This is a genomic window from Bosea beijingensis, assembly GCF_030758975.1.
Lineage (GTDB): Bacteria > Pseudomonadota > Alphaproteobacteria > Rhizobiales > Beijerinckiaceae > Allobosea > Allobosea beijingensis.
The window spans coordinates 2869509-2890420 of the sequence record NZ_CP132359.1; the positions used below are offsets into that span (position 1 = coordinate 2869509).

The following is a 20912-nucleotide window of genomic DNA, read 5'->3' on the forward strand; positions in this document are numbered from 1 at the left end:
CGGTCAGAAGATCTTGGGGCGATAGTTGTGCTCGGCCTGGAGCACGCCCATGAAACGGAGGCCGGCTGCGCCGTCGAGGTTGCCGGGGTAGAACAGGACGGTCGGGACGAAGACCTTCCCCTTGAGCTGTTCGAGCAAGGAGAAGGTCCGGTAGACCGGGAAAAGCGCGCCGGTGCGCGTGATGAAGACCACGTCCTTCGACGGATCGGCGGTTTCCGGCAGGCGCTCGGCGACCATGTCTACAAGGGGGCGGTATTCCTCCAGCACGTTGGCGATCGTCTGGATCGTCTCCGGCAGGCCGATCTCCCTTTCGACCTGGAACCAGTCCTCGGCCGGCCTCTGGGATTCCAGCGCCTCCTTCAGGCAGTCCCCGAGGGAGATGCGGGTCACGCGCTTGCCGCCGTTTTCCAGCCGCGTCGCCAGCAGCGTTACGGCCTTGCGCAGGGCGAATTCTTCCTCGGGATCGTAGCGGAAGATGGCATAGGGCATGTCGTGATAGGCGCTGATCTGCTTGCGCGGATCGCGGTCCTCCAGGATGGGCTGGAGCCGGTTGAGGCGCGATTGGAACTCGATCATGCGGCCACCGCTTCGGCGAACGCCAGGCTATTGGCGTAGGGCAAGGAAAGCTGGATCAGGCTGCCGGCGACCTGGTAGTCGACCTTGCGATACTGGTGCAGCCTCAGAAGGGTGTTGTGGACCTCGGACGGCGCCATGAACGCCGAGCGCCAGTAGCGGCTCTCGATCGCCTTCGCGGCGCTGCCTTCGATCTCGGCGATCAAGAGCAGATGGAACACGAACGCGCTGTCGCCCAGGCCGGGATGGGCGAGCGTCTTCAAAGACGAGGCGCCCGTTAGTAGCCCCAGGTCGTGGGCGGTCTTAAGAAGGTCCCGCGCCGTTCGGACGACGCCATATTCCGAGATCGTCTCCTTGCGCTCGCCGCGCCAGACAGCGGTGACGAACGGACGAACCTCCTCGGCGCGGATCTGATAGCGACCGCGCTCCCGCTCGTCGTGCAGCCATTCCAACACGAACATGCCGTAGGGCTGTTCGGTGAGGGTGATCCACAGGCGGTAGCAGTCGCGCCAGTCATGGAACGACATGCCGCTCTTCGACAGCTGGATGAGCGGGCGGATGGCGTCGACGTCGGCCAGTCGGGCCCGGATCGTCGAGCGAACCTCCTTCTCCCAGCCGGCCGTCCGGAACTGTCCGCCCAGGCCGCGTGCGAGATTGCGATCGACGGTGTCCTCGAAGTCCCACTGCGAGAACAAGGCGAACGTCTCCGCGACGAACGGGCCCTTCCTCAACAATCGCTGGGACCAAACTCTCGGCGGCCTCATAGGTCGGCAAGCCTCGCGTAAGGCACGACGAGCCCATCGCCACCCTTGTCGAAACCCAGGGCGAGCAGCGCAAGATCCCTGCGGGTCGAGGCGAACGTGCCGGGCAACGGAATGGAACGGCCCTCGATCGACCGACGCAGGTCCTTGGCGGCGGCCACGTCGCCGGCGTCGGCCAGGCCGAGCCGCTGCATCAGGGAGGCGAGGTCACGCTCCTGCGGAGCCGCTACGGCATCGAAGAACTCGGACCAGGAGGATGCGTCGTCGAGCCAGCCCTCCCGAGCCGCCTCCAGCCGCTCCTCGACGTCCTGAGGCAGCCGCCATAGGGTCGCGGACTTTGGCGGGTTGAAGTGCTCGTCGCAGCGATGCTTGGCGACAGCGAAGACGGCACGCGCCTGAGCGAAGGAATGGGTGCGCGGAAAGCCGCGCTTGAACACCATGGTGCCCGTAGAGGACAGCGCCTTGTTGGTGTTCCACCATTTCGCGCGATCCATCTCGCCGTGACGCGCGACGACGACGCGGGTCTTGAACAGCGTAGCCGCTTCGATCTGATCCATGGTCAAATCCATGACTCAGTTATTCCCATCGGGTTTGCGGAGACCCCGCTTCGCGAGCCAATCAGCGACGGCCTCGTTGGTGATTGCGGAAGCCGATGTCTCCAGATCGACGGCCGCCTTCTTCAGATCCTTGATAAGGTTGCCATCGAGGTGCAGCAGGATCTGACGCCGATCGTCGGGCGCGACTTGTGTCCGCAGTTTGTCGTCAGGCCGTGGCATCGATGTTCCGATAGGGTGATAGGTCGATTCATCCTTTCAGGTATTCTGGATTCGTAAAGGCCTATTCCTGGCTGCCGTCGTCATGGTTATTCGCGAAGCGGCACATACCCGTGCTGTCCGAAAACGCTGACGCCTAACCGATAACACCCCTGCAAAAGCGGAAAGCTCGCCGTGCCCGACAATGCCGATGCCAAAGATTTCCTCGACTATTACCTCGGTCGCGACGGCGACCCAGAATACGCAGTGCTCCTGGAGGGCGCGTGGGGATCGGGCAAAAGCTACTTCGTCGAAAGCTACTTCAGCGATCGCTTGAAGGTCGCGAAAGCCGAGAACGACGAGGCCAAGGATCCGCTCGTCCACGTGACCCTGTTCGGCATCCGGGAGCTCGCGGACATCACCACGCAGATGTTCGAGAAAGCCCATCCCAAGCTGGGTGGAAAGTGGGCGAAGGGGGCGACCTTCGTTGCATCGAAAGCGTTCGGCCTTATCGGCGCGAGCATTGACACGAAGGAAAGCGCCGGCCTCCTCCAAGATTGGGCCTTGAACCTGGAAGGCCGAGTGATCGTCTTCGACGACTTGGAGCGCTGTCCGCTGCCGCTGGTCGAAGTGATGGGTTACATCAACCAGTTCGTCGAGCATCGGAAGCTCCGCGTCATCGTCGTGGCGAGCGAGGACGACATCCCAGAGGCGCAGCGAGAAGAATACTTCCGCCGCAAGGAAAAGGCGATCGGGAAGACCATCCGCGTGGGGTCCGATCCGGCCGACGTCATCGCGAAGTTCGCGGAAACGTTGAAATCCGCGCATCTGACAAAGCTGGTCGAGGAGCACGGGCCGCAGATCCTGTCGACCGTATCTGCCAACGGCAAGCCGAACTTCAGGAGCGTCAGGGCGATCCTGATGGACTTTCAGCGCCTGCTGGACGTCGTTGCTTCGCTACGAACGACGAGCGACGATGTGAGGCTTGCCGTTCTTCTCTACATGTTGGCGACCGGGATCGAATACCGGGCCGGCGGTCTCGATCGTGCATCTCTGGCCGAACTCCAGTCCGTCATGCAGATCCGTTACGCCATCCCCAACGTCAGCTCGTCGACCAGCGAGCGAGAAAAGCTTTCGCGAAGGCTGCGCGAGTCCTACGTTCACGTATCCTGGAACGATCCCGTCATTCACCCTCGCCACATGGCCGAGCTTTTCGCAAGCGGTTCGGTGGACGTCGAAGCGATCGAGAAACATCTCCTGGCACACCCCGCCATCGTCGGCCCCGAGAAGCTACCAGCTTGGAGAAGGCTGTGGGGATGGTTCGACTTGGGCCATGCGGAATACCAGTCGGCCCGCGACGAACTCGCGAACGAGTTGCAAGGCAGGAAGCTGACGCATCCGGGCGAGATACTTCACGCCGCCGGGATCACCATCCGCCTGAGACGCTTCGGGGACGATCTGCTCGGGGCGCAAGCGCCCTTGGCATATTTCAGGAACTACCTCCGCGACGTCGAGGCGCAGGGCACGCTGCAGCCGGCGATCGGCCTCTTCGGCCCAATGGGAAAATCGTTCGGAGGACTGGTCTACAACGATCATGACAACCCGACCTTCGCGAAGGTGGAGGAGATGATCGAGAAGGCGAACCTACGCGCCCAAGACCGCCAGATGTCGCAGGAGGCCGGGATACTGGTGTCGCGGCTGCGGTCGGCCCCCCGGGATTCCGCGCCACTGATCGAATGGGACCGAGACGCGGGTCATTTCGGCGCCCTTCCGATATTGCATCATGTCCAGATCTCGGATTTCGCCGATTTGCTCCTCGTGGACGGAAAGCTCAACGATCATCTCTTGTCGGCCTTGGGGGAACGTTATCGGAGGAACGCTGAGCTAGACCGCGAATACGCATGGTTGAGGAGCCTCAGGTCCGAGCTGAACAGGCGGATCGCGAAGGTACCCGCTCCCCACCGGAAGCTTTGCGAGCTCAGGTCGAAATATGGGTTCGACCAGATTGACGATGCCGTGGCGCTGGCCAAGGCGGCCGCACCGAGGCTCGCGAAGCGGAGAGCGCACGCCAAGAAAGTGCAGACGTCACAGCACCAACCGGACGCTGCCTAGAGCTCGCGCCGCGTGGCGCTATTGAGCCCAGTCTCATAGCCGACCAGCTTCGCCACTCGGCGGCTGACGGCCCGCCAATGCCCGGCGGGTCGGCAATCGTCGACGAGCTTGCCGCGATCGACCTGGTGGGCTCGCCACTTCGCGACGCCATATGCTTGGACGCCGTGCTCCTCGATCAGCTCGGCGGCGTCCCGTTCGACAAGCGCCGCCGCCTCGCGCCGCCGATTTCGCCATGCCGCGAACCATGTCAGCCGCGGGAAAAATGAGTCACGCGGCCTGCTCGGTGAAGGAAGAGGCTTCGGCAATGGCCTGGAACTCCTCAAGGTATTCCGGACGGTGTTGCAGAAGGTAGCGGACTACTCGCGGGTTGCCGAGAAGCTTCGCGAGATAGCCTTTTACGACGGTCAGCTGGAGGTGTTCGCGGCCATAGTCGTCCTGGACCTCGGAGATCGATTCCTGAAGCCGGGCGAGCTCCCTCTCCATCCTGGCCATCGCCTCGGGGGTGACGCCCTTGACCTTCTTCGGCTTCGTGTCGCCGACCAGTTCGTTGGCGGGGGTACCGGCGAGGATCGCCGTGGCGTAGGCAACGGTCAGGTTGTTTGCGGCGACCAGCAGCTCGGCGGCCTCGATCTGACGCATCGGCTTCATCCGCTTGAGGATCTCGAAGACGGCCATCGGGCATGTCCTGTCCTTCAGCAGCGAGACAGCCTCCTGGCAGATGCCGTCGAGGAGCCGGACCTTCCGCTGGACGCTGTTGACGTGCAGGCTCAACGCACGGGCGATCTTCTCGTCGGGCACGCCCCGCGCGATCGCCTTCAGGATCATCGCGTGCTCCTGGACGGCGGAAAGACGGCTGATCCGTTTGTTGAACGTGAAGGCCTCGTCGTCGGTCGAGACCAGGCATTCGACGTGGGAGTTCCCCATGTCCTTCAGGATCTCGACGCGAAGGTGTCCGTCGAGCAGCAGGTAGCGATCGGGATCGCCGGAGATCCGCGAGATGACCGGCGGCTCGACCAAGCCGATCTCCATGACGGACGCACGGATCTGCTGGTATTTATGGCTCGCCTTCACCGTCGCCCGAGGCGGTCGGACCGGCAGCAGCGCCTCGATCGGCACTGAGACGCAGTCGGTCTCGAAGGCGATGATGGGCGGAGTTGCTTGGTCGGTCACGGTGCGCCTCCCCCGATGCGGGCTTCGAGATCCTTCGGCAAGGTGTCGAGCCGCTCGGCCCGCAGCAGCGTCAAGAAGTTTTCGTCCGCCCGAAGGGACTTCAGCGCCTCGACGACGAATAGGAGGCGGGTTTGGGTGACCGCCGCCTTCTTGACCAGCAGCCGCTGTCGATCGGCCTCCTGCTGGAACATGTGGATGAGGGCCTCGGAGGTTCGGACGCGGCTGAGCTTGCGCCCGAACGGCGTCTCGGACAGGTGCTTGCCGCGCCGGGTCCGCTGCTCGATCAGGCGGCGCATCTTGATCAGTTTCGGTCCGGTCAGCTTGCCCTCGGTGTAGGCCTCGGCGAGCAGCTGCTGGATGTTCTCGTCGTCGGCCTTGGCGATCTCCATCGCGACGGTGATCGGGATCAGTCCGGTATCGACGGCCTCGACGAGCCGCTGCTCACCCTTCTCGATGAGATGGGCCATCATGTGCACCCACTCGGCCGTCGTGCCGATCTTGTCGGCGATCTCCCGATCCGAGTAACCGCGTTTGCGCAGGGTCGCGACGTCCTGGAGCATGTCGATCGAGCGGTGCTGGCGACGGGCGCAGTTCTCCACCAGGCTCATGACCAGGCAGTCCTGCTCGGAGGCGTCGGTGACGATCGCCGGGATCTCGGTGTGGCCCAACTCCCGGAAGGCCTCGATGCGGCCTTGGCCGCAGGCGAGGCCGTAGGATGGCTGCCCGTCCGGGCCGACCATCGTGTTGACCTTGATCGGTCGCTTCAGGCCGACCGCACGGATGCTCTCGACGACGTCCAGGAACTTGCGCCGATTCCGGACGCGGGGGTTCAGGACGACGATGCGGTCGATCGGGATCATCCGCACCCTGGAATTCGCCGCTTGGGTCATGCCGCCTCCTCGAACCTGGCTCGCGCCGCTAACGAGAAAAGGAAATCCAGCGTCTCGAACCGATAGCCGTCCAGCGACAGGCCGTTGCTCTCGGCGAGCCTCAGGTTGGGCTCGGTCATGTCGAGGCGAGGGAGCAGGTAGTAGTCCAGCGGGCCGACGTTGCTTCGGTCCATGCGAACGGCCACCGTAATGTCCGGCGCGAGCCCGGCATCCAGCCGAATACGCCAGCGTGGCCTGCCCGCCGCGGTCTCGGCGCAGCGGGCGATGACCACCGAGGCGGTGAACTCTCCGTTCACGCGCAGCAGTCCGGTGTCGTGGTCGACGACCACCTCTCCCCCCGCGTCGCGCAACCCGTCGACCACGGTGGCGACGACGTCCGGGTGGAGGGCGCGGAGCCGCCTGTTGACGTCGATGTAGCGGTAGTCGCGCTCGGGGCTGTATCCGACGCGGCGGTAGGCCCGCAGTAGGCTGCCGAACCGGTTCCGATACACGCTGCTCGACGGCATCCCCTCGGTCTCGTCGATGACCAGGCTCGACAGGGCTCCCTGCTCGGTCAGGAGCGCCCTGAGGAGCTCCAGGAGTTCCTCGTCGGAGAGACGCCGCGTGCGCTCCTCGATGATCCTGGCCGCGCGATCGAAGTCCGCGAGGTCGACGAGCGGCACGAAGGCGCCACGCGCGCGCACCCATCGGTCCGGCGTGTTGACGACCCGCTTCTGCTTGAGCTTGAAAGAGACCCGGTTGAAGACGTTGTCGCCGATGTATTTCGGGTTGGTCAGGACCTGGTGGACCGTGCCCCGCGTCCAGGGGCGTCCGACGTCCGTGACGGTTCCTTCGAGGTTCAGGCGTGCCGCGATCTGAGCCTCTTGGACGCCGAGGTCGACGAACAGGCGATAGATGCGCCTGACGACCTCGACCTCTTCGGGCGGGCCGGGGATGAGGATCACGCGATCGGTCTGGAGGCTCTTGCGCTCGCCGATCGAGAGTTCGGACTTCGGGTCCCCGTTCTCGTCGATAAGCAGCCTGCGCAGGCCGTAGCCCGCCATGCCGCCTTGGCGAAAGCCCTTCTCGACGAGCCGGCATTGGCCCGCGAAGACCTTGACCGAGAGCTCGCGGCTGTATTCGCCCGCCATGACCCGCTTCACGGTCTTCAGCAGGTTGGAGCCGATGCTGCCGTCGTTCTCGAACTGCTCGGCGCAGTAGTGGACGACGATGTCGGCGCGCGAGCACAGGAACTCCAGGTGCGCGCCGTGGTCGGCGTTCTGGAAGCGGCCCCAGCGACTGACGTCGTAGACCAGGATCGCCCCGAAGTCGGCCTCGCCCCGCTCGACGTCGGACAGCAGCCGCTGGAAGGCGTCGCGCCCTTCCAGGTTCAGGCCGCTCTTCCCGGCGTCCTCGTAGACGCGGACGATCTCGATCTCGCGGGCCTCGGCGAAGCGTTTGATGCTGTCGAGCTGGTTCTCGGTGGAATAGCGCTGGTGGTCCGTGGACATCCGGACGTAGGCAGCCGCGCGCTTCGAACGCTCCGGGCCGATCCTGGCAATCCTAGACGATCCGTAAGCGCTCCTCACACGATGCAACTCCTACTCCTCGCCGTGAGAAGCCGGCGACCGGTCGCCGGCACTACAGCGCGGAGGCGATGGAATGTCCTTTCCGAAATCGGGCAACGTCTTTCCCAACGGGACGCGAAACGCCGGCGCCGAGGCGTCGTTCGCCAAGCTGGTGGCGACCGCCCTGCGAGCGTCGCTTCGCGGCCAAGCATCGGCGGTCAAGACAATCGCGAGGTGGACCGGCGCGAACGAGCGCACGGTCAAGAACTGGCTCGCCGGCGACCGCGCCCCCAGCGGGGATCATTTCCTCGGCCTCGCCGCGAACTGCCCCGGCGTGCTCGCGGCATTCCTCGCGGCGATCCACCGGAACGACTGTCTCGTCATGGCGGACATCGAGGAGGCCCGTGCCAAGGTCGCGGCGGCCCTGACGGCGTTGGAGGCGGTTCGGGCCGTTCAGCTGGAGGCGGCCACCCAGCCATCGGCCGGCGCGTGACCTAGCGAGCGAACGTCGGGATCGTCGGCAGGATCTCGCCGATCTCGCGTTGGAAATTGGCTTGCTGGCCAGTGCCGGGGAAACTGACCACGTGCAGCGGGCACGTCAGGCCCGCCCGGGCTCGCGCCTGCGCCAGAGGAGTGGCGATGGTCTTCGCGATCCCGACGATCGCAAGCGGTCGGCAGGCTGCAAGCCGCGAGGAGAGGCAAGGGACGGCGGCGAGGTTCCGCTCCGCTCGCTCCCGCGGCGCCAATCGGTTCACAGGCGTCAGGACGAGGTCGTCGAGATAGAGGCCTGCGTCCCGAAAGCGATCCAGGAAGGGGCGCGGCCCGGGCAGATACGGCGACAGCGCCTTCGACAGATACCGATGGACCTGGCTGTCGCCGGCGTAGAAGAACCTCCCGCCGGCGGGCGCCGACTCCCCGACGAAAAGGACGGAGATCCGATCCGGGCGATAGGCCGCGCGGAGGGCTTCCGCGTTGGCTGCGACGTCAGCGAGGTCTGGGAGGGGCATGGCCATGGACGAAGCATGGCCCGACGATATGAAGATGGGCCTTATCGGAGGTGTTCGAGCCGGCCATGCCCATCAAGGCGCCATTCACCATTCCGCGGCATCCTCCGCCCGGGAACGGGGTGCTGGAATGCCAACGAGATCTGAAGTCTGGGCGATCGCCGACAGGTTGCGGGCGAAGCCCGAGCGCGTATCGATACGCAGCGTTCGCGACGCCTTGCCCCGCGGCGGCTCCTACCGCGTCATCGGCGAGCACCTGGCCGCTTGGAAGGCAGAGCGGCATTACCAGCCGCGGCTCGAACTCGCGCAACTGCCGGAGGCGCTCCTGGAGGAACTGGCCAGCTTCGGGAAAAGGGTCTGGGAGGCGTCCATGCGCGAGGCGACCCGCCAGTTCGAGGCGGATCGAGATCGGCTGGAGGGGCTTCGCCTTCACGACCAGAAGCTGCGCGACGAGGCCCTGGCCGGCGCCGACGCGGCGGAGGGCCGGATCGCCGCCGCAGAAGCCAAGGCCGAACGGCTTGCCGCCGAGCTCGCCGCGGCGCGCGAGGAGGCGCGCGGCCTGCGGCGGAAGATGAGCGCGGTGAGGCCGACCGGAGCGGACGCGGAGGAAAGGCGCCGGGCCGAGCGAGCCCGCTCCCGGGCGTTCTGGGAGAAGGTGATGGGCGAGGCGCAGGCGGCGTTGGCCCGCATCCACGCCGCCGGAGGCGGCCTGACGCGGGACCAGATCTTCAAGAAGCTGTCGCGGGATCTGCGCGAAGAGGCGACCGCCACGGGTGAGGATCTGGGGGTGGCGAACCTGTCGAAGCGGCTGGACGAACGCGTCCTGCGCGGGAAGTTCTTCACGAAGAAAGATGGGGTGTATCGGCTCCGGCCTGCGGCTTAGATCTGCGCCTTCATCTGACAGGATTCCTATTGCCGGGTAGCGCGAGTCGGGTAACGCTACCCGTTATCCGTTACCTGCTTCACGATCGGGTCGAGCGGTATCCCAGCGGCGGGGACCCGCTGCCGGGAGGCGCTCATGGTGCGGCCTCTTGGAGCGATGCAGCCGATCGAAGGCTATTGCTGCATCGAGAGAGAGTGCCGGATCCGCCGCGAACGAAAAGCTCTGTTGTAGCCGTGAGTTAGGTGTTTTCGGTGGCGCGACTCAAAATAGGTCACGACATACTGATGAACGGCCCGCCCGGCGCCGGCAAATCGATGCTGGCGAGCCGGTTGCCCTCGATCCTGCCGCCGCTCTCGCCGCGCGAACTTCTCGAAGTCTCGATGGTGCTGTCCGTCGCCGGCCAGCTCGCCGAAGGCGCCCTGACCGACCGGCGGCCCTTCCGTGCGCCGCATCATTCGGCCTCGATGGCCGCGCTGGTCGGCGGCGGCTTGCAGGCGCGGCCGGGCGAAGTCTCGCTCGCCCATCACGGCGTGCTCTTCCTCGATGAAATGCCGGAGTTTCAGCCGCAGGCGCTCGATGCCCTACGCCAGCCGATGGAGACCGGCGACGTCCTGATCTCCCGGGCCAATCACCGCGTCGTCTATCCCGCTCGCTTCCAGCTCGTCGCCGCGATGAACCCGTGCCGCTGCGGCCGGGCGACCGAGCCCGGCTATGCCTGCCGTCGCCAGCCGAACGATCGCTGCATGGCGCAATATCAGGCGCGCGTTTCCGGCCCGCTGCTTGACCGGATCGACATCGCGATTGACGTGCCCGCGGTGACGGCGGCAGACCTCATCCTGCCCGCTGCCGGCGAGAGTTCGGCGACGGTCGCCGCCCGTGTCGCTGAGGCCCGCCAGATCCAGGCATCGCGCTTCGAGAGTCTCGGCCTCGGCCACGTCATGACCAATGCCGCCTGCCCGGTCCCGGTGATCGAGGACGTCGCGCGGCCGGACAATGCCGGGCTGGCATTGTTGCGCGATGCGGCAGAGGCCCTGCGCCTGACGGCGCGCGCCTATCACCGGGTGCTCAAGGTCGCGCGCACCCTCGCCGATCTCGACGGGGAGGCGAAGGTCGGCCGGCGCCATCTCGCAGAAGCGCTGTCCTATCGGGCGCGCGGGGAGGACCTCGTCCAGGCCGCCTGAGCGCTGCAGGGTTAACCGATCCTCGCGTTGGACTGGTCGAATTTGCGGCTTTCTCCGGCCGGTTTTTCAAGGCGGTCTGCGTAGATCGAAGGGCATGGCTTTTTCGATCTGGTCATGGTTCGCTCTTGGCTTTGCGGCGCTTCTTCTCCCGGCGGGAGGCGCTTTGCTGTGGCTGCTGCGTCAGCGTAGCGGCTTGCGCGGGCAGGTGGCCGGGCTGGCCCATGAGGTCGAGGCGCTCAACGACCGGCTTTGGAACCTCGCCGATAGCGAGGAGCGCTATCGCAGTCTGATCGAGGCTCAGGGCGACCTGATCGTCCGGCGCGATGGAGCGCGCGTCGTCTATGCCAACCGGGCCTATGCCGCGTTGTTCGGCGCCGGGGAGCAGGACCTCGTGGGCAGCGAGATGCTGCTGCCGCAGCTCGCGAGCCGGCCGGTTGCTCTGCTGGAGGGCGGGGCCCGCAGTTTCGACGAATGCCTGGCCACATATGAAGGCGAGCGCTGGATCTCCTGGGTCGAGACCGCCGTCCCCGGCGCCGGCGGGCGCACGCTGATCCAGCGCGTCGGCCGCGATATCTCGGCGCGCATCGCCGGGGAAGACGCGCTGGTCGAGGCGCGTGCGCGTGCCGAGGCCGCCAACGAGGCCAAATCGCGCTTCCTGGCGACCGTCAGCCACGAGTTCCGCACGCCGCTCAACGGCATCCTCGGCATGGCCGATCTCCTGACCGATACCGGCCCCGATGCCGAGCAGGCGACCTATGTCGCGGCCTTGCGTACCTCCGGCGAGGCTCTGCTGGCCTTGGTCGACGATATCCTCGACTTTGCCAAGGTCGAGGCCGGCAAGCTGGAGCTGGTCGAGGAGCCTTTTGATCCGGTTCAGCTCCTCGAAACCGTCGCGGAACTGATGGCGCCGCGCGCGCAGGCCAAGGGCATCGAGCTTGCGGCCCATATCGCGCCCGACCTGCCGGCGCGGCTGCTTGGTGACCGCGATCGCCTGCGCCAGATTCTGCTGAATCTGGTTGGTAATGCCGTGAAATTCACGGAAGCCGGTGGCGTCGGCCTCAGTCTCGGACAGGTGGACGACCGTCTTGAGATCACGGTTGCCGATACCGGTCCGGGCATCCCGGTTGATCGGCTCGACATCATCTTCGGCGAATTCGAGCAGCTCGATCACAGCGCTGCCGCGGGGCAGGCGGGCACCGGCCTCGGCCTTGCCATCGTCCGCCGCCTCGCACGCCTGATGGGCGGCGAAGTACGCGCCGAAAGCCGGTTTGGCGAGGGCGCGACCTTTCGCGTCTCCTTGCCGCGCGTGGTCGCGCGCGATGCGCCAGCGGCCCGCATTCCGCATTGGCCACAGCACCATGTGCTGCTCGTTTCGCCGGCGCCCTTCGCGGTGCGCTTCCTGGCGGAGACGATCCGCGCGACGGGGGCCTCGGTCTCCATCGCCGGCACGATCGAGGCGGCGCGGGCGAAGCTCGTCGGGGATCATCCGGTGACGGCCGTTCTGATCGACCATGCGCTGGGTGATGCGCCGGCAAAGGAATTGGCGGCGGCTGCGGGCGCGGTCGGCATTCGCGATTGCCTCATCCTGCTGTCGCCCCATGCTCGTCGGCAGTTCGGATCACCACAGGAGGCCGGCTTCTCCGGTTTCCTGATCAAGCCGGTGAGGACGCGCTCGCTCTATGAGCGCCTGGGCAACGGTTTGCCGCCGGGTCCAACGTCTGTCGGCAGCCCTGGCGAGCTTGCCGCGACGCCGCTGCGTCAGCCCGGCGCCGGCCTGACGGTGCTGGTCGCGGAAGACAACGAGATCAACGCCCTGCTCGCGACGCGGACGCTGGAGCGTTTCGGCTGCACGGCGATCTGGGCGCGTGACGGGCGCGAGGCGCTGAAGCGGGTCGAGGCCAGCTTTGCCGGCACGGCGCCGCCGCTGGCACTCGCTTTGCTCGACGTCCGCATGCCCAAGATGACGGGGCTCGATTGCGCCCGTGCGGTTCGCGCGCTGGAGCGCCGGCTGGGCCGTGCCGCCACGCTGCCGCTGGTGGCGGTCACCGCCAATGTCTCCGCCGCCGACCGGGCCGCGGCTTTCGCCGCCGGAATGGACGATTGCCTGGCGAAGCCGCTGGAGCGCGAGGCCCTGCTGCGCTGGCTGGAGCGCCTGTCGCAGGACCCCGCCGGCAGCCTGACGGCTTGACGACCGTCATTGCTCCGACGCAGTTTCGTCGCGAAGTTGTAAGATCAACGGAGCAAGCCTACCTCATGCCGGTAGCGGCAGGAGATAAGAGAAGCGATGGCACTGCACGTTTCTGGAACCAAGAACGCGCTGCCCAGCCGATTTTCAGCCGGCAATCCGTTCTCGCGCTTCGCCCCGTTGATATTGATGAAGGGTGGAGCCATGCGCCGGCCGGGCGCCGAGATCGATGAAACGCCCCCGCTATCGGGTACGTTGGGCCGAATCGGCTCGCTGGAGGTTCGCCTTGCGCGCGGTCCGCGCGAGATCTGGCGGGCGCAGCGCCTGCGCTATCGCGTCTTCTACCAGGAAATGTCGGCCAAGCCCGACGTGGTCTCGCGCATGTTCCGCCGCGATGCCGATCGCTTCGACAAGGCCTGCGACCACCTCCTCGTCATCGATCACGCTGCGCGCGGCCGTTTCGGCGGCATCAAGCCCAAGGTCGTCGGCACCTACCGCCTGATGCGCCAGAGTGCGGCCGAGCGGCTCGGCGGCTTCTACACCCAGGGCGAGTTCGATCTCGGCCCTATGCTGGCGCTTCATCCCGGCAGCCGCTTCCTCGAGCTCGGCCGCTCCTGCGTGCTGAAGCCCTATCGCACCAAGCGGACGGTCGAATTGCTCTGGTCCGGCATCTGGGCCTATCTCCAGCATCACCGCATCGACGCGATGTTCGGCTGTGCCTCCTTCGATGGCACCGATCCCGATGCGCTGGCGCTGCCCCTGAGCTTCCTGCATCACCACGCCCGCTCGGAAGGCGCATGGGCGGCGACCGCCCATGCCCAGCAATTCGTCGGCATGGACCGGCTGCCGCCGGAGATGATTGATGCCAAGCTCGCGCTCAAGCAATTGCCGCCGCTGATCAAAGGCTATCTGCGGCTCGGCGCCCGTTTCGGCACCGGCGCGGTCATCGACAGGCAGTTCGGCACGACCGATGTTCTGGTCGTGCTGCCGGTCTCCGCGATCGACAAGCGCTACGCCGATTATTATGGCGGCGAAGGCCCGCGCCACGCCGCCTGACTATTCGCCGGCTGCGGCCAGGGCGCGCAGCGCCTCGCGATAGGTTGGATAGCGGAAGGTATAGCCGAATTCACGCTTCACCAGCGCGTTCGAGACGCGCTTGCTCTCGCCATAGAAGCTCGCCGCCATCGGCGAGAGCCTGGCCTGCTCGAACGGGATTTCCGGCGGCGGCTCGAGGCCGGTCAGTTCCGCCGCGAAGGTGATCACATCCTGCGGCGGGCCGGGCTCGTCATCGGTGACGTTGTAGATCGCGCCCTGCCGCGGCTTTGCCAGCGAGGCCATCAGGACGCCGGCGATATCGTCGACATGGATGCGGTTGAACACCTGTCCCGGCTTGATCAGCCGGTTGGCCGTGCCGCTGCGCAGCTTGGTGAAGGCGTTGCGGCCGGGGCCGTAGATGCCGGACAGGCGGAAGATCTGCACGGGCTTGCCGCTGTCGCGGCCGAGCTGAAGCCAGGCCTCCTCGATCTCGACGCGCTGGCGGGTCCGCGCATTGGTCGGGGCCGCAGGCGTGGCCTCGTCGATCCAGGTGCCGCCCTGGTCGCCATAGACGCCGATCGTCGAGAGATAGCCGATCCAGCGCAGGTTCGGCGCCGCCATCAGCGCCGCGCGCAAGGGCCCGAGCGCTGGGTCGCCATCCTCCGTGGGTTGCACCGAGACCAGCACGGCATCGGCCTCCGCCGCCACCTTGGCGAGCGCCGACGAGACCGCGAAGCCGCCGAAGACCAGCGTCCGGATGCCCTCGCGGCTGAGTTCGGCGGCCTTCTCGGCCGAACGGACGGTGCCGGTCACCTCCCAGCCTCGCACCAGTGCGGCGCGCGCGAAGAACCCGGCCGAATAGCCGAGGCCGAGGATCAGGATGTTCATGCGGCGTCTTCCGTCTGGGGCATGAGCGCGTGCCACTCGGCGCGCACTTGCGGGTCGGGTTCATCCCGGAGCGCCGCGGCGGCGAGCGCTCGCGCGCGTTCGGCGTCGAGCCGCCCCAGCGCCCAGACCGCCATGGCGCGGACGAGAGTCGAGGGATCGGCGAGATGGGGCAGGGCGCTGTCGATCAGCGCGGGCCGCCCGCTATTGCCGATTGCGATCAGTACGTTGCGCAGGAAGCGGTCGCGCCCGGTGCGTTTCACCGGCGTGCCCGCGAAGAGTGTGCGGAAGGCGGGATCGTCGAGCCGGGCGAGCGCCGCGAGATCGAGCCCGTCGAGCTCGTCCTTGAGCGCCAGCCGCGTTTCCTGCGCGGTCGCGGCGAACTTGTTCCAGGGGCAGACCGCCAGGCAATCGTCGCAGCCGAAGACGCGGTTGCCGATGCCGGGTCGCAAGGCGGCGTCGATATGGCCGGCATGCTCGATGGTGAGATAGGCGATGCAGCGGCGCGCATCGAGCTGATAGGGAGCCGGGAAGGCATCGGTCGGGCAGATGTCGAGGCAGCGCCGGCAGGAGCCGCAATGGTCGCGCTCGGCCGCATCGGCCGGCAGTTCGGCAGTGGTGTAGATCGCGCCGAGCAAGAGCCAGGAGCCGTGCTCGCGCGAGACCAGGACGGTGTGCTTGCCCTGCCAGCCGAGCCCGGCCGCCTGCGCCAGGGGCTTCTCCATGACGGGCGCCGTGTCGACGAAAACCTTGACGTCGGCGCCGCCGCGCGCCGCAAGCAGCCCCGCGACGCTCTTCAGCTTGCCCTTGATGACGTCGTGGTAGTCGCGCCGTCTCGCATAGAGCGAGATCGCCGCCTTGTCGGGCTGGGCGAGCATGGCGAGCGGATCGCCCTCGCCGGCATAGTTCATGCCGAGCATGACGACGGAGCGGACCTCGCTCCAGAGTTGGCGCGGATCGGCGCGCTGCGCCTGGCGCTCCGCCATCCAGCCCATCTCGCCCTGATAGCCATGGGCGAGCCAGGCTTCGAGCCGCTCCGGCGCCTGCGGGATCGCATCGGCCCCGGCGACGCGCATCACCGCGAAGCCCTCGGTGAGCGCGCGTTCAGCAACGGCGCGCTTGAGCTTCCCGGCGTTCAAAAATCCAGATTGTCGTAATGAGCGCTCGGAGCCATGCCGGGTATGCGGTCGCTCAGGAGCGGCCGGAAGCTCGGCCTCGACTTGATCCTCGCATACCATGCGCGGGCCGCCTCATCCTCTTCCCAGGGCACGTCGCCGAGATAGTCGACGCAGGACAGATGCGCCGCCGCCGCGAGATCGGCATAGCTCAGCTCGGCGCCCGCGAGCCAGTTCCTCTTGGCCAGCAGCCAGGAGATATAACGCAGATGATAGCGCACATTGGCGCGCGCCGCGCGGATCGTGCTCATATCGGGCGAGCCGCCGCCCTCGTCGCGGCTCATGAAGCGCTTCATCACCTTCTCCAGCACGAGCGGGCCGGTGATTTCCTCATGGAACTTGAGGTTGAACCAGTCGAGCAGACGGCGCACCTCGACGCGCTCGCCCGGTCCTTCCGGCAGCAGGCGGCGATCGCCGAGCGCGAGGCCCCGCGTCTCGTCCAGATACTCGGAGATCGGCCCGGCCCCGGGCACGGCAAGCCCGTTCTGCTCCTGAAAGACCGGCGTCGTTCCCGCGGTGTTGAGCTCGATGAACTCCCGCCGGCGCTCCCAGACGCGTTCCTCGACCAGTTCGGCCTCCATGCCGAACTCGCTGAGCGCGAGGCGGATGAAACGCGAATGCGGGCATAGCGGGTAATGATAAAGGGTCGCCATGGCACTCATGAGGACTGTGAAGCAGGCAAAATGCGACGGAAGCAGGGCCGCCGGGCTTGCAGCGACCCGATAGGCGACAGTGGCTTGCTATAATCATGCCGGAAAAACGCCACAACCCGCCGCGATGCCGAAGCCGGCAATTTGCCGATGCTGCTTCGCGAAGTGGTAACCAATTTGCAAAGAGCTGGGCGTAAGCCGGCAGCGGGCGGACAACCGGGCCGGCTGATTCGCACGAGGATAGCCTTCCATGCAGAACCTGATCGAAGCCTTCATCCTCGGGATCGTCGAGGGGCTCACCGAATTCCTGCCGGTCTCCTCGACCGGGCATCTTCTGCTCCTCGGCCATTTCCTCGGCTTCGAATCCAACGGCAAGACCTTTGAGGTCCTGGTTCAGCTCGGCGCGATCCTCGCGATCACGCTGGTCTATTTCCGCCGCCTGCTCGATATCGTCCTGCGCATTCCCAGCGACCCCTCGGCCCGCCGCTTCGTCATCGGCGTGCTCATCGCCTTCCTGCCGGCGGCAGTGATCGGTGCGTTGCTGCACAGCTTCATCAAGACCGTGCTGTTCAACCCCTTCATCGTCTGCATCACGCTGATCGCCGGTGGCCTGATCCTGCTCGTCGTCGACGAGCTGGAACTGCAGGAGAAGCACACCGACGCCACCACCTTTCCGCTGCCGATGTATTTCAAGATCGGCCTGATCCAGTGCGTGGCGATGATTCCCGGCGTCTCGCGCTCGGGTTCGACCATCGTCGGCGCGATGCTGCTCGGCGCCAGCAAGCGCGCCGCGGCCGAGTTCTCCTTCTTCCTGGCGATGCCGACCATGGCCGGCGCTTTCGCCTACGACCTGTTCAGGAGCTACAAGTTCCTCACCTTCGACGACGGCGTCCTGATCGGCGTCGGCTTCGTCGCTGCCTTCGTTTCCGCCCTGATCGTGGTGCGCAGCTTCCTCGATTTCGTCGCCAGGCGCGGCTTCGCGCTCTTCGCCTGGTGGCGGATCATCGTCGGCATGGTCGGTCTCGCCGGCCTCTGGATCGTCGGCTGAGGGTCTGATCCCTACGCTGGCCGCGCCGGATCGTTGAGCGAATCGGCGAGCGTCGGTGTCCGGCTCGCCGCAAATTGCGGCAGCGAGGCCGTCTGCCGCTCGATCATGCGATGGACCACCGGCGGGTTCGGGCCGCTATGCAGCGCGCGGACCTGCTCGCCGATCTCGGCATCGGCCTGGGTGACGCGCTGGTTCTGCCGGACGTATTCGACCCAGGTCGGGCTGTCATAGCGCTCGATCCACAGCGTCGGGTCGGTCAGGTCGCGCAGCAGGGTCCAGTGCCGGGCGCCGTCGCGGCGCCGGATGCGCCGGCGCTCCGCCATCACCGTCAGGAAGGCGACGACGTCCTCGGGTTTGATGATGTATTCGATGGTGACGATGACCGGGCCGGAGCGCGGCTCGATATCGACCGCGACCTTGGGCTCGCGCCAGCGGCTGAGCGGGTCGAGATTGAGCTGCTCGAGCGGCGGCAGGCGGTAGCGCAGTCCGAGCGCGGCGCCGACCAGAAGGACGGCCGCAGACATCAACAGAGCTTTCTCGACGCCGAAATGCAGCGCCGAGCGACCCCAGGCCCAGCTTCCCATCGCCATGCCGCCGAAGGTCGCCATCTGGTACATCGCCAGCGCCCGGCCGACGACCCAGCGCGGCGCTGAGAGCTGCACCGTGGCGTTGAAGGTCGAGAGCGCCAGGACCCAGCAGGCGCCGCAGACGCACAGGCCCGCCATCGCCAGCCAGATCGTCTTGCTGAAGGCGATCAGCGTGACACCGCAGGCATAGGCGATGAAGGTCGAGCGCACGAGCGCTTCCGTGCTCATCGCCCGGCGCAGGCGCGCGCTCATGAAGGCGCCGGCCACCGCACCTGCCCCGAAGGCGCCGAGCAGCACGCCGTAGGTCAGCGGGCCGCCGCGCACGAGGTCGCGCGCGATAAGCGGCAAGAGCGCCAGGCCCACGATGGCGCCGAAGCCGTAGATGAAGGCGCGTAGCGTGACCGTGCGGATGTTCGGGGACATCGCGACATAACGGATGCCGGCGCTCATTGCGATGAACAGGGTCTCGCGCGGCAGCAGCCTCTCGACCTTGGGCGGCGACCAGCGCGCCAGCACGATCAGCAGCGGGATATAGCTGAAGGCGTTGATGATGAAGGCCGCGACCGCGCCGGCCGCCGCGACGATCGCGCCGCCGATCGCCGGGCCGACGCTGCGGGCGATGTTGAAGGCGACGCTGTTCAGCGTCACCGCCGCCGGCACGTCGCGGCGCGGGACCATGTCGCCGACCGAGGACTGCCAGGCCGGGTTGTTCAGCGCCGTGCCGCAGCCGATCAGGAAGGTGAAGGTCAGAAGCAGCCAGGGCGTGATCAGGCCGAACCAGGCGAAGACCGCGAGGCCGATCGAGACCGTCAGCATGAAGCCTTGCGCAATCAGCAGGATCTTGCGCCGGTCATAATTGTCGGCGATGGCCCCGGCCGCCAGCGAGAACAGCATCACCGGCAAGGTCGTCGAGGCCTGGACCAGCGCCACCATCTCGGCCGAGGGCGAGATCGAGGCCATCATCCAGGAGGCGCCGACGGCCTGGACGAGGCCGCCGAAATTCGAGACGAGGCTGGCGAACCAGACGGCGCGGAAGATCGGCTGTTGCAGCGGGACGAAGGGCGAAACCCGCGCCTGCGTAGGCTTGATGCCCTCCGAGGCGAGCTCGGCTTCTACGACATCGGCCGTGGGCTGGGCGTGCTGGTCGTCAGGCATGTCATAGGGTTAGAGCATGAGTGCTGGAGGGGGAAACCCTTTCCATCTGGAAGATGTCGAAACTTGGAAAGTTTTTCTCTCGGCCTGTTTCGGCATTCCCTGAGCCCTCATCCTGAGGAGCGCCGCAGGCGCGTCTCGAAGGATGTTCAGGAGGCTCCGGAACCATCTGGAGCATCCTTCGAGACGCTGCGTTCCGCGGCTCCTCAGGATGAGGGCTGGAGCCCCCGAACACTCTCTCACGCCGCGCGAGCGGTCGCCGTCTCNTTCAGGAGGCTCCGGAACCATCTGGAGCATCCTTCGAGACGCTGCGTTCCGCGGCTCCTCAGGATGAGGGCTGGAGCCCCCGAACACTCTCTCACGCCGCGCGAGCGGTCGCCGTCTCGCGCGCTTGTCGTGGCGGACGGGCTTTGCGGGCGCGCAGGCCATGGCCGAGTGCCACCACGAGACCGGCGAGTGCAACCCAATGCGCCGGGCGGATCGAGGCATAATCCTGATAGATCAGGATGTCGGCATTGGCCTGGAAGACCAGCCAGGCCGAGACGCCCGAGGTCGCCGCATACCAGCCGGCCTCCAGGCAGGCGGTGAGCAGCCCTGCGAGAAGCGCCAAGCCCGCGAGCACGGCTAAGGAAACCGGCAGCTTCCAGCGATACAGGCCGCGGTAGAGCATCAATAGCAGGAACAGACCGCTCATCAGCACGGGTTCGGTGACGTCGATCTTCGATTGCAGCGCGAAATGCAGCAGCGCCAAAATCGCGATCGGATAGACGAGATTGTGCAGGCGCTGCCAGTTCTTGCCGAGGCGGCGGATCATGCCGTCGGTCGAGGTCACGCCCTGCGCGACGAGGCCGATCAGCGCGACGAAGCCGATCGTCAGGTAGAAGCGCTTGACGATCTCCGAGACGATCAGCCCCCAGTCGAAGGCCATGTCGATGCAGTAGAGCGCCAGATGCCCGAGCGCATAGGCCATGACGCCGAGGCCGAGCATGCGGCGTATGCCGATCAGCTTGCCCCAGTCGAACAGGCGCCGGAACGGCGACACCGCGAGCGTGGCGATGAAGATCCTGACTGCCCAGGTCCCGGTCTGGTGGATCGCCTCCGTCCAGGGCTTCGAGCCGAGCTGATGCATCCAGGCGGCGTAGAGCAGCATGAGTGCCGGCACGAGCAGCAGCGCGAAGGCCAGCCCACGCAGGGCCGAGAACCGCCCCTGCCGGTCTGTCCAGGGCAGCCAGGTTTTTAAGCCGGTATTTGCGGGGCGGGTGCTCATGACCCCGGCATAAACGATGGGGTCCACCGCTGTCCTGCACATCTGGACACAAGGG

The 20912-nt window shown here is 66.5% G+C and carries 20 protein-coding genes and 1 pseudogene; 7 read left to right on the forward strand and 14 right to left on the reverse strand.

The window, feature by feature from the left end:
* Positions 1–3: 3 nt before the first annotated feature.
* The 4 genes from Q9235_RS13775 to Q9235_RS13790 form a co-directional block, all read right to left on the reverse strand.
* Positions 4–576 carry a BREX protein BrxB domain-containing protein gene (locus tag Q9235_RS13775; RefSeq protein ID WP_306222345.1) on the reverse strand — a complete coding sequence of 191 codons (573 nt, stop codon included), beginning with the start codon at positions 574–576 and terminating at the stop codon, positions 4–6.
* Positions 573–1268: a hypothetical protein gene (locus Q9235_RS13780; RefSeq protein ID WP_306222346.1), complete on the reverse strand. Its 696-nt coding sequence runs from the start codon at positions 1266–1268 to the stop codon at positions 573–575. Before Q9235_RS13780 ends, Q9235_RS13775 begins: the two co-directional genes overlap by 4 nt.
* 65 nt (positions 1269–1333) lie before the next feature.
* Positions 1334–1891 (reverse strand): BrxE family protein, encoded by a 558-nt coding sequence (locus Q9235_RS13785; protein WP_306222347.1) that lies wholly within the window; start codon positions 1889–1891, stop codon positions 1334–1336.
* A 15-nt stretch (positions 1892–1906) separates the two neighbouring features.
* Entirely contained in the window at positions 1907–2110 is a 204-nt protein-coding gene (locus Q9235_RS13790) for a hypothetical protein (protein WP_306222348.1), read from the reverse strand.
* A 171-nt stretch (positions 2111–2281) separates the two neighbouring features.
* On the opposite strand from Q9235_RS13790, the gene Q9235_RS13795 reads away from it, so the two are divergent.
* A complete protein-coding gene (locus Q9235_RS13795; RefSeq protein ID WP_306222349.1) occupies positions 2282–4198 on the forward strand; it encodes a P-loop NTPase fold protein in 1917 nt (638 codons plus the stop codon).
* Here the strand turns inward: Q9235_RS13795 and Q9235_RS13800 are convergent.
* The 4 genes from Q9235_RS13800 to Q9235_RS13815 are packed head-to-tail and all read right to left on the reverse strand — an operon-like array spanning position 4195 to position 7748.
* On the reverse strand, positions 4195–4503 hold the full coding sequence (locus Q9235_RS13800; protein ID WP_306228476.1) for a hypothetical protein: 309 nt from the start codon (positions 4501–4503) through the stop codon (positions 4195–4197). The two genes, Q9235_RS13795 and Q9235_RS13800, sit on opposite strands and share 4 nt — an antisense overlap.
* Entirely contained in the window at positions 4466–5368 is a 903-nt protein-coding gene (locus Q9235_RS13805; protein WP_306222350.1) for a plasmid partitioning protein RepB C-terminal domain-containing protein, read from the reverse strand. Before Q9235_RS13805 ends, Q9235_RS13800 begins: the two co-directional genes overlap by 38 nt.
* The gene (locus Q9235_RS13810; protein ID WP_306222351.1) at positions 5365–6258 is read right to left on the reverse strand and encodes a plasmid partitioning protein RepB C-terminal domain-containing protein; all 894 of its coding nucleotides are present in this window, start codon (positions 6256–6258) and stop codon (positions 5365–5367) included. The genes Q9235_RS13805 and Q9235_RS13810 overlap by 4 nt, the downstream gene beginning before the upstream one ends.
* Positions 6255–7748 carry a recombinase family protein gene (locus Q9235_RS13815; protein ID WP_422678189.1) on the reverse strand — a complete coding sequence of 498 codons (1494 nt, stop codon included), beginning with the start codon at positions 7746–7748 and terminating at the stop codon, positions 6255–6257. Before Q9235_RS13815 ends, Q9235_RS13810 begins: the two co-directional genes overlap by 4 nt.
* Positions 7749–7899: 151 nt before the next feature.
* Here Q9235_RS13815 and Q9235_RS13820 point away from each other — a divergent pair, with 151 nt between their 5' ends.
* Positions 7900–8298 carry a hypothetical protein gene (locus Q9235_RS13820; protein ID WP_306222352.1) on the forward strand — a complete coding sequence of 133 codons (399 nt, stop codon included), beginning with the start codon at positions 7900–7902 and terminating at the stop codon, positions 8296–8298.
* 1 nt (position 8299) lies between these two features.
* Here Q9235_RS13820 and Q9235_RS13825 read toward each other — a convergent pair whose 3' ends face one another.
* Positions 8300–8818: a hypothetical protein gene (locus Q9235_RS13825; RefSeq protein ID WP_306222353.1), complete on the reverse strand. Its 519-nt coding sequence runs from the start codon at positions 8816–8818 to the stop codon at positions 8300–8302.
* On the opposite strand from Q9235_RS13825, the gene Q9235_RS13830 reads away from it, so the two are divergent.
* From Q9235_RS13830 to olsB, 4 genes and pseudogenes are all read left to right on the forward strand, one after another.
* Positions 8811–9692, forward strand: coding sequence for a DNA-binding protein (locus tag Q9235_RS13830; RefSeq protein ID WP_306222354.1), 882 nt, complete (start codon positions 8811–8813; stop codon positions 9690–9692). The two genes, Q9235_RS13825 and Q9235_RS13830, sit on opposite strands and share 8 nt — an antisense overlap.
* A 269-nt stretch (positions 9693–9961) precedes the next feature.
* A pseudogene (locus Q9235_RS13835) lies at positions 9962–10873 on the forward strand (YifB family Mg chelatase-like AAA ATPase); the annotation flags it as partial.
* Positions 10874–11036: 163 nt separating this feature from the next.
* Entirely contained in the window at positions 11037–13061 is a 2025-nt protein-coding gene (locus Q9235_RS13840; protein ID WP_306222355.1) for a hybrid sensor histidine kinase/response regulator, read from the forward strand.
* A 96-nt stretch (positions 13062–13157) separates the two neighbouring features.
* On the forward strand, positions 13158–14114 hold the full coding sequence (gene olsB / locus Q9235_RS13845; RefSeq protein WP_306222356.1) for a l-ornithine N(alpha)-acyltransferase: 957 nt from the start codon (positions 13158–13160) through the stop codon (positions 14112–14114).
* On the opposite strand, the gene Q9235_RS13850 is transcribed toward olsB, so the two are convergent.
* Genes Q9235_RS13850 through Q9235_RS13860 form a run of 3 tightly spaced genes read right to left on the reverse strand, consistent with a single transcriptional unit; the run spans position 14115 to position 16806 of the window.
* Entirely contained in the window at positions 14115–14981 is an 867-nt protein-coding gene (locus Q9235_RS13850; protein ID WP_306222357.1) for an SDR family oxidoreductase, read from the reverse strand.
* On the reverse strand, positions 14978–16054 hold the full coding sequence (gene queG, locus Q9235_RS13855) for a tRNA epoxyqueuosine(34) reductase QueG (protein WP_422678374.1): 1077 nt from the start codon (positions 16052–16054) through the stop codon (positions 14978–14980). The genes Q9235_RS13850 and queG overlap by 4 nt, the downstream gene beginning before the upstream one ends.
* 59 nt (positions 16055–16113) lie before the next feature.
* Positions 16114–16806, reverse strand: a complete 693-nt coding sequence (locus Q9235_RS13860) for a glutathione S-transferase family protein (protein ID WP_306222359.1) — start codon at positions 16804–16806, stop codon at positions 16114–16116.
* 247 nt (positions 16807–17053) lie between these two features.
* Between Q9235_RS13860 and Q9235_RS13865 the strand changes: the two genes are divergently transcribed.
* Entirely contained in the window at positions 17054–17851 is a 798-nt protein-coding gene (locus Q9235_RS13865) for an undecaprenyl-diphosphate phosphatase (RefSeq protein ID WP_306222360.1), read from the forward strand.
* Positions 17852–17862: 11 nt separating this feature from the next.
* On the opposite strand, the gene Q9235_RS13870 is transcribed toward Q9235_RS13865, so the two are convergent.
* Positions 17863–19593, reverse strand: coding sequence for an MFS transporter (locus Q9235_RS13870; protein WP_306222361.1), 1731 nt, complete (start codon positions 19591–19593; stop codon positions 17863–17865).
* Between the two features lie 355 nt (positions 19594–19948).
* The gene (locus tag Q9235_RS13875; protein WP_306222362.1) at positions 19949–20884 is read right to left on the reverse strand and encodes a protein-methionine-sulfoxide reductase heme-binding subunit MsrQ; all 936 of its coding nucleotides are present in this window, start codon (positions 20882–20884) and stop codon (positions 19949–19951) included.
* Between the last annotated feature and the right edge of the window lie 28 nt (positions 20885–20912).

Bases quoted from the DNA above. Each gene is read 5' to 3' on its own strand.
- Q9235_RS13850 (WP_306222357.1), bottom strand. From the start codon at position 14,981: ATGAACATCCTGATCCTCGGCCTCGGCTATTCGGCCGGGTTCTTCGCG.
- queG (WP_422678374.1), bottom strand. From the start codon at position 16,054: ATGCGCGTCGCCGGGGCCGATGCGATCCCGCAGGCGCCGGAGCGGCTC.
- Q9235_RS13825 (WP_306222353.1), bottom strand. From the start codon at position 8,818: ATGGCCATGCCCCTCCCAGACCTCGCTGACGTCGCAGCCAACGCGGAA.
- Q9235_RS13865 (WP_306222360.1), top strand. From the start codon at position 17,054: ATGCAGAACCTGATCGAAGCCTTCATCCTCGGGATCGTCGAGGGGCTC.
- Q9235_RS13785 (WP_306222347.1), bottom strand. From the start codon at position 1,891: ATGGATCAGATCGAAGCGGCTACGCTGTTCAAGACCCGCGTCGTCGTC.
- Q9235_RS13830 (WP_306222354.1), top strand. From the start codon at position 8,811: ATGGCCATGGACGAAGCATGGCCCGACGATATGAAGATGGGCCTTATC.
- Q9235_RS13775 (WP_306222345.1), bottom strand. From the start codon at position 576: ATGATCGAGTTCCAATCGCGCCTCAACCGGCTCCAGCCCATCCTGGAG.
- Q9235_RS13870 (WP_306222361.1), bottom strand. From the start codon at position 19,593: ATGCCTGACGACCAGCACGCCCAGCCCACGGCCGATGTCGTAGAAGCC.
- Q9235_RS13790 (WP_306222348.1), bottom strand. From the start codon at position 2,110: ATGCCACGGCCTGACGACAAACTGCGGACACAAGTCGCGCCCGACGAT.
- Q9235_RS13860 (WP_306222359.1), bottom strand. From the start codon at position 16,806: ATGGCGACCCTTTATCATTACCCGCTATGCCCGCATTCGCGTTTCATC.
- Q9235_RS13820 (WP_306222352.1), top strand. From the start codon at position 7,900: ATGTCCTTTCCGAAATCGGGCAACGTCTTTCCCAACGGGACGCGAAAC.
- Q9235_RS13810 (WP_306222351.1), bottom strand. From the start codon at position 6,258: ATGACCCAAGCGGCGAATTCCAGGGTGCGGATGATCCCGATCGACCGC.
- olsB (WP_306222356.1), top strand. From the start codon at position 13,158: ATGGCACTGCACGTTTCTGGAACCAAGAACGCGCTGCCCAGCCGATTT.
- Q9235_RS13815 (WP_422678189.1), bottom strand. From the start codon at position 7,748: ATGTCCACGGACCACCAGCGCTATTCCACCGAGAACCAGCTCGACAGC.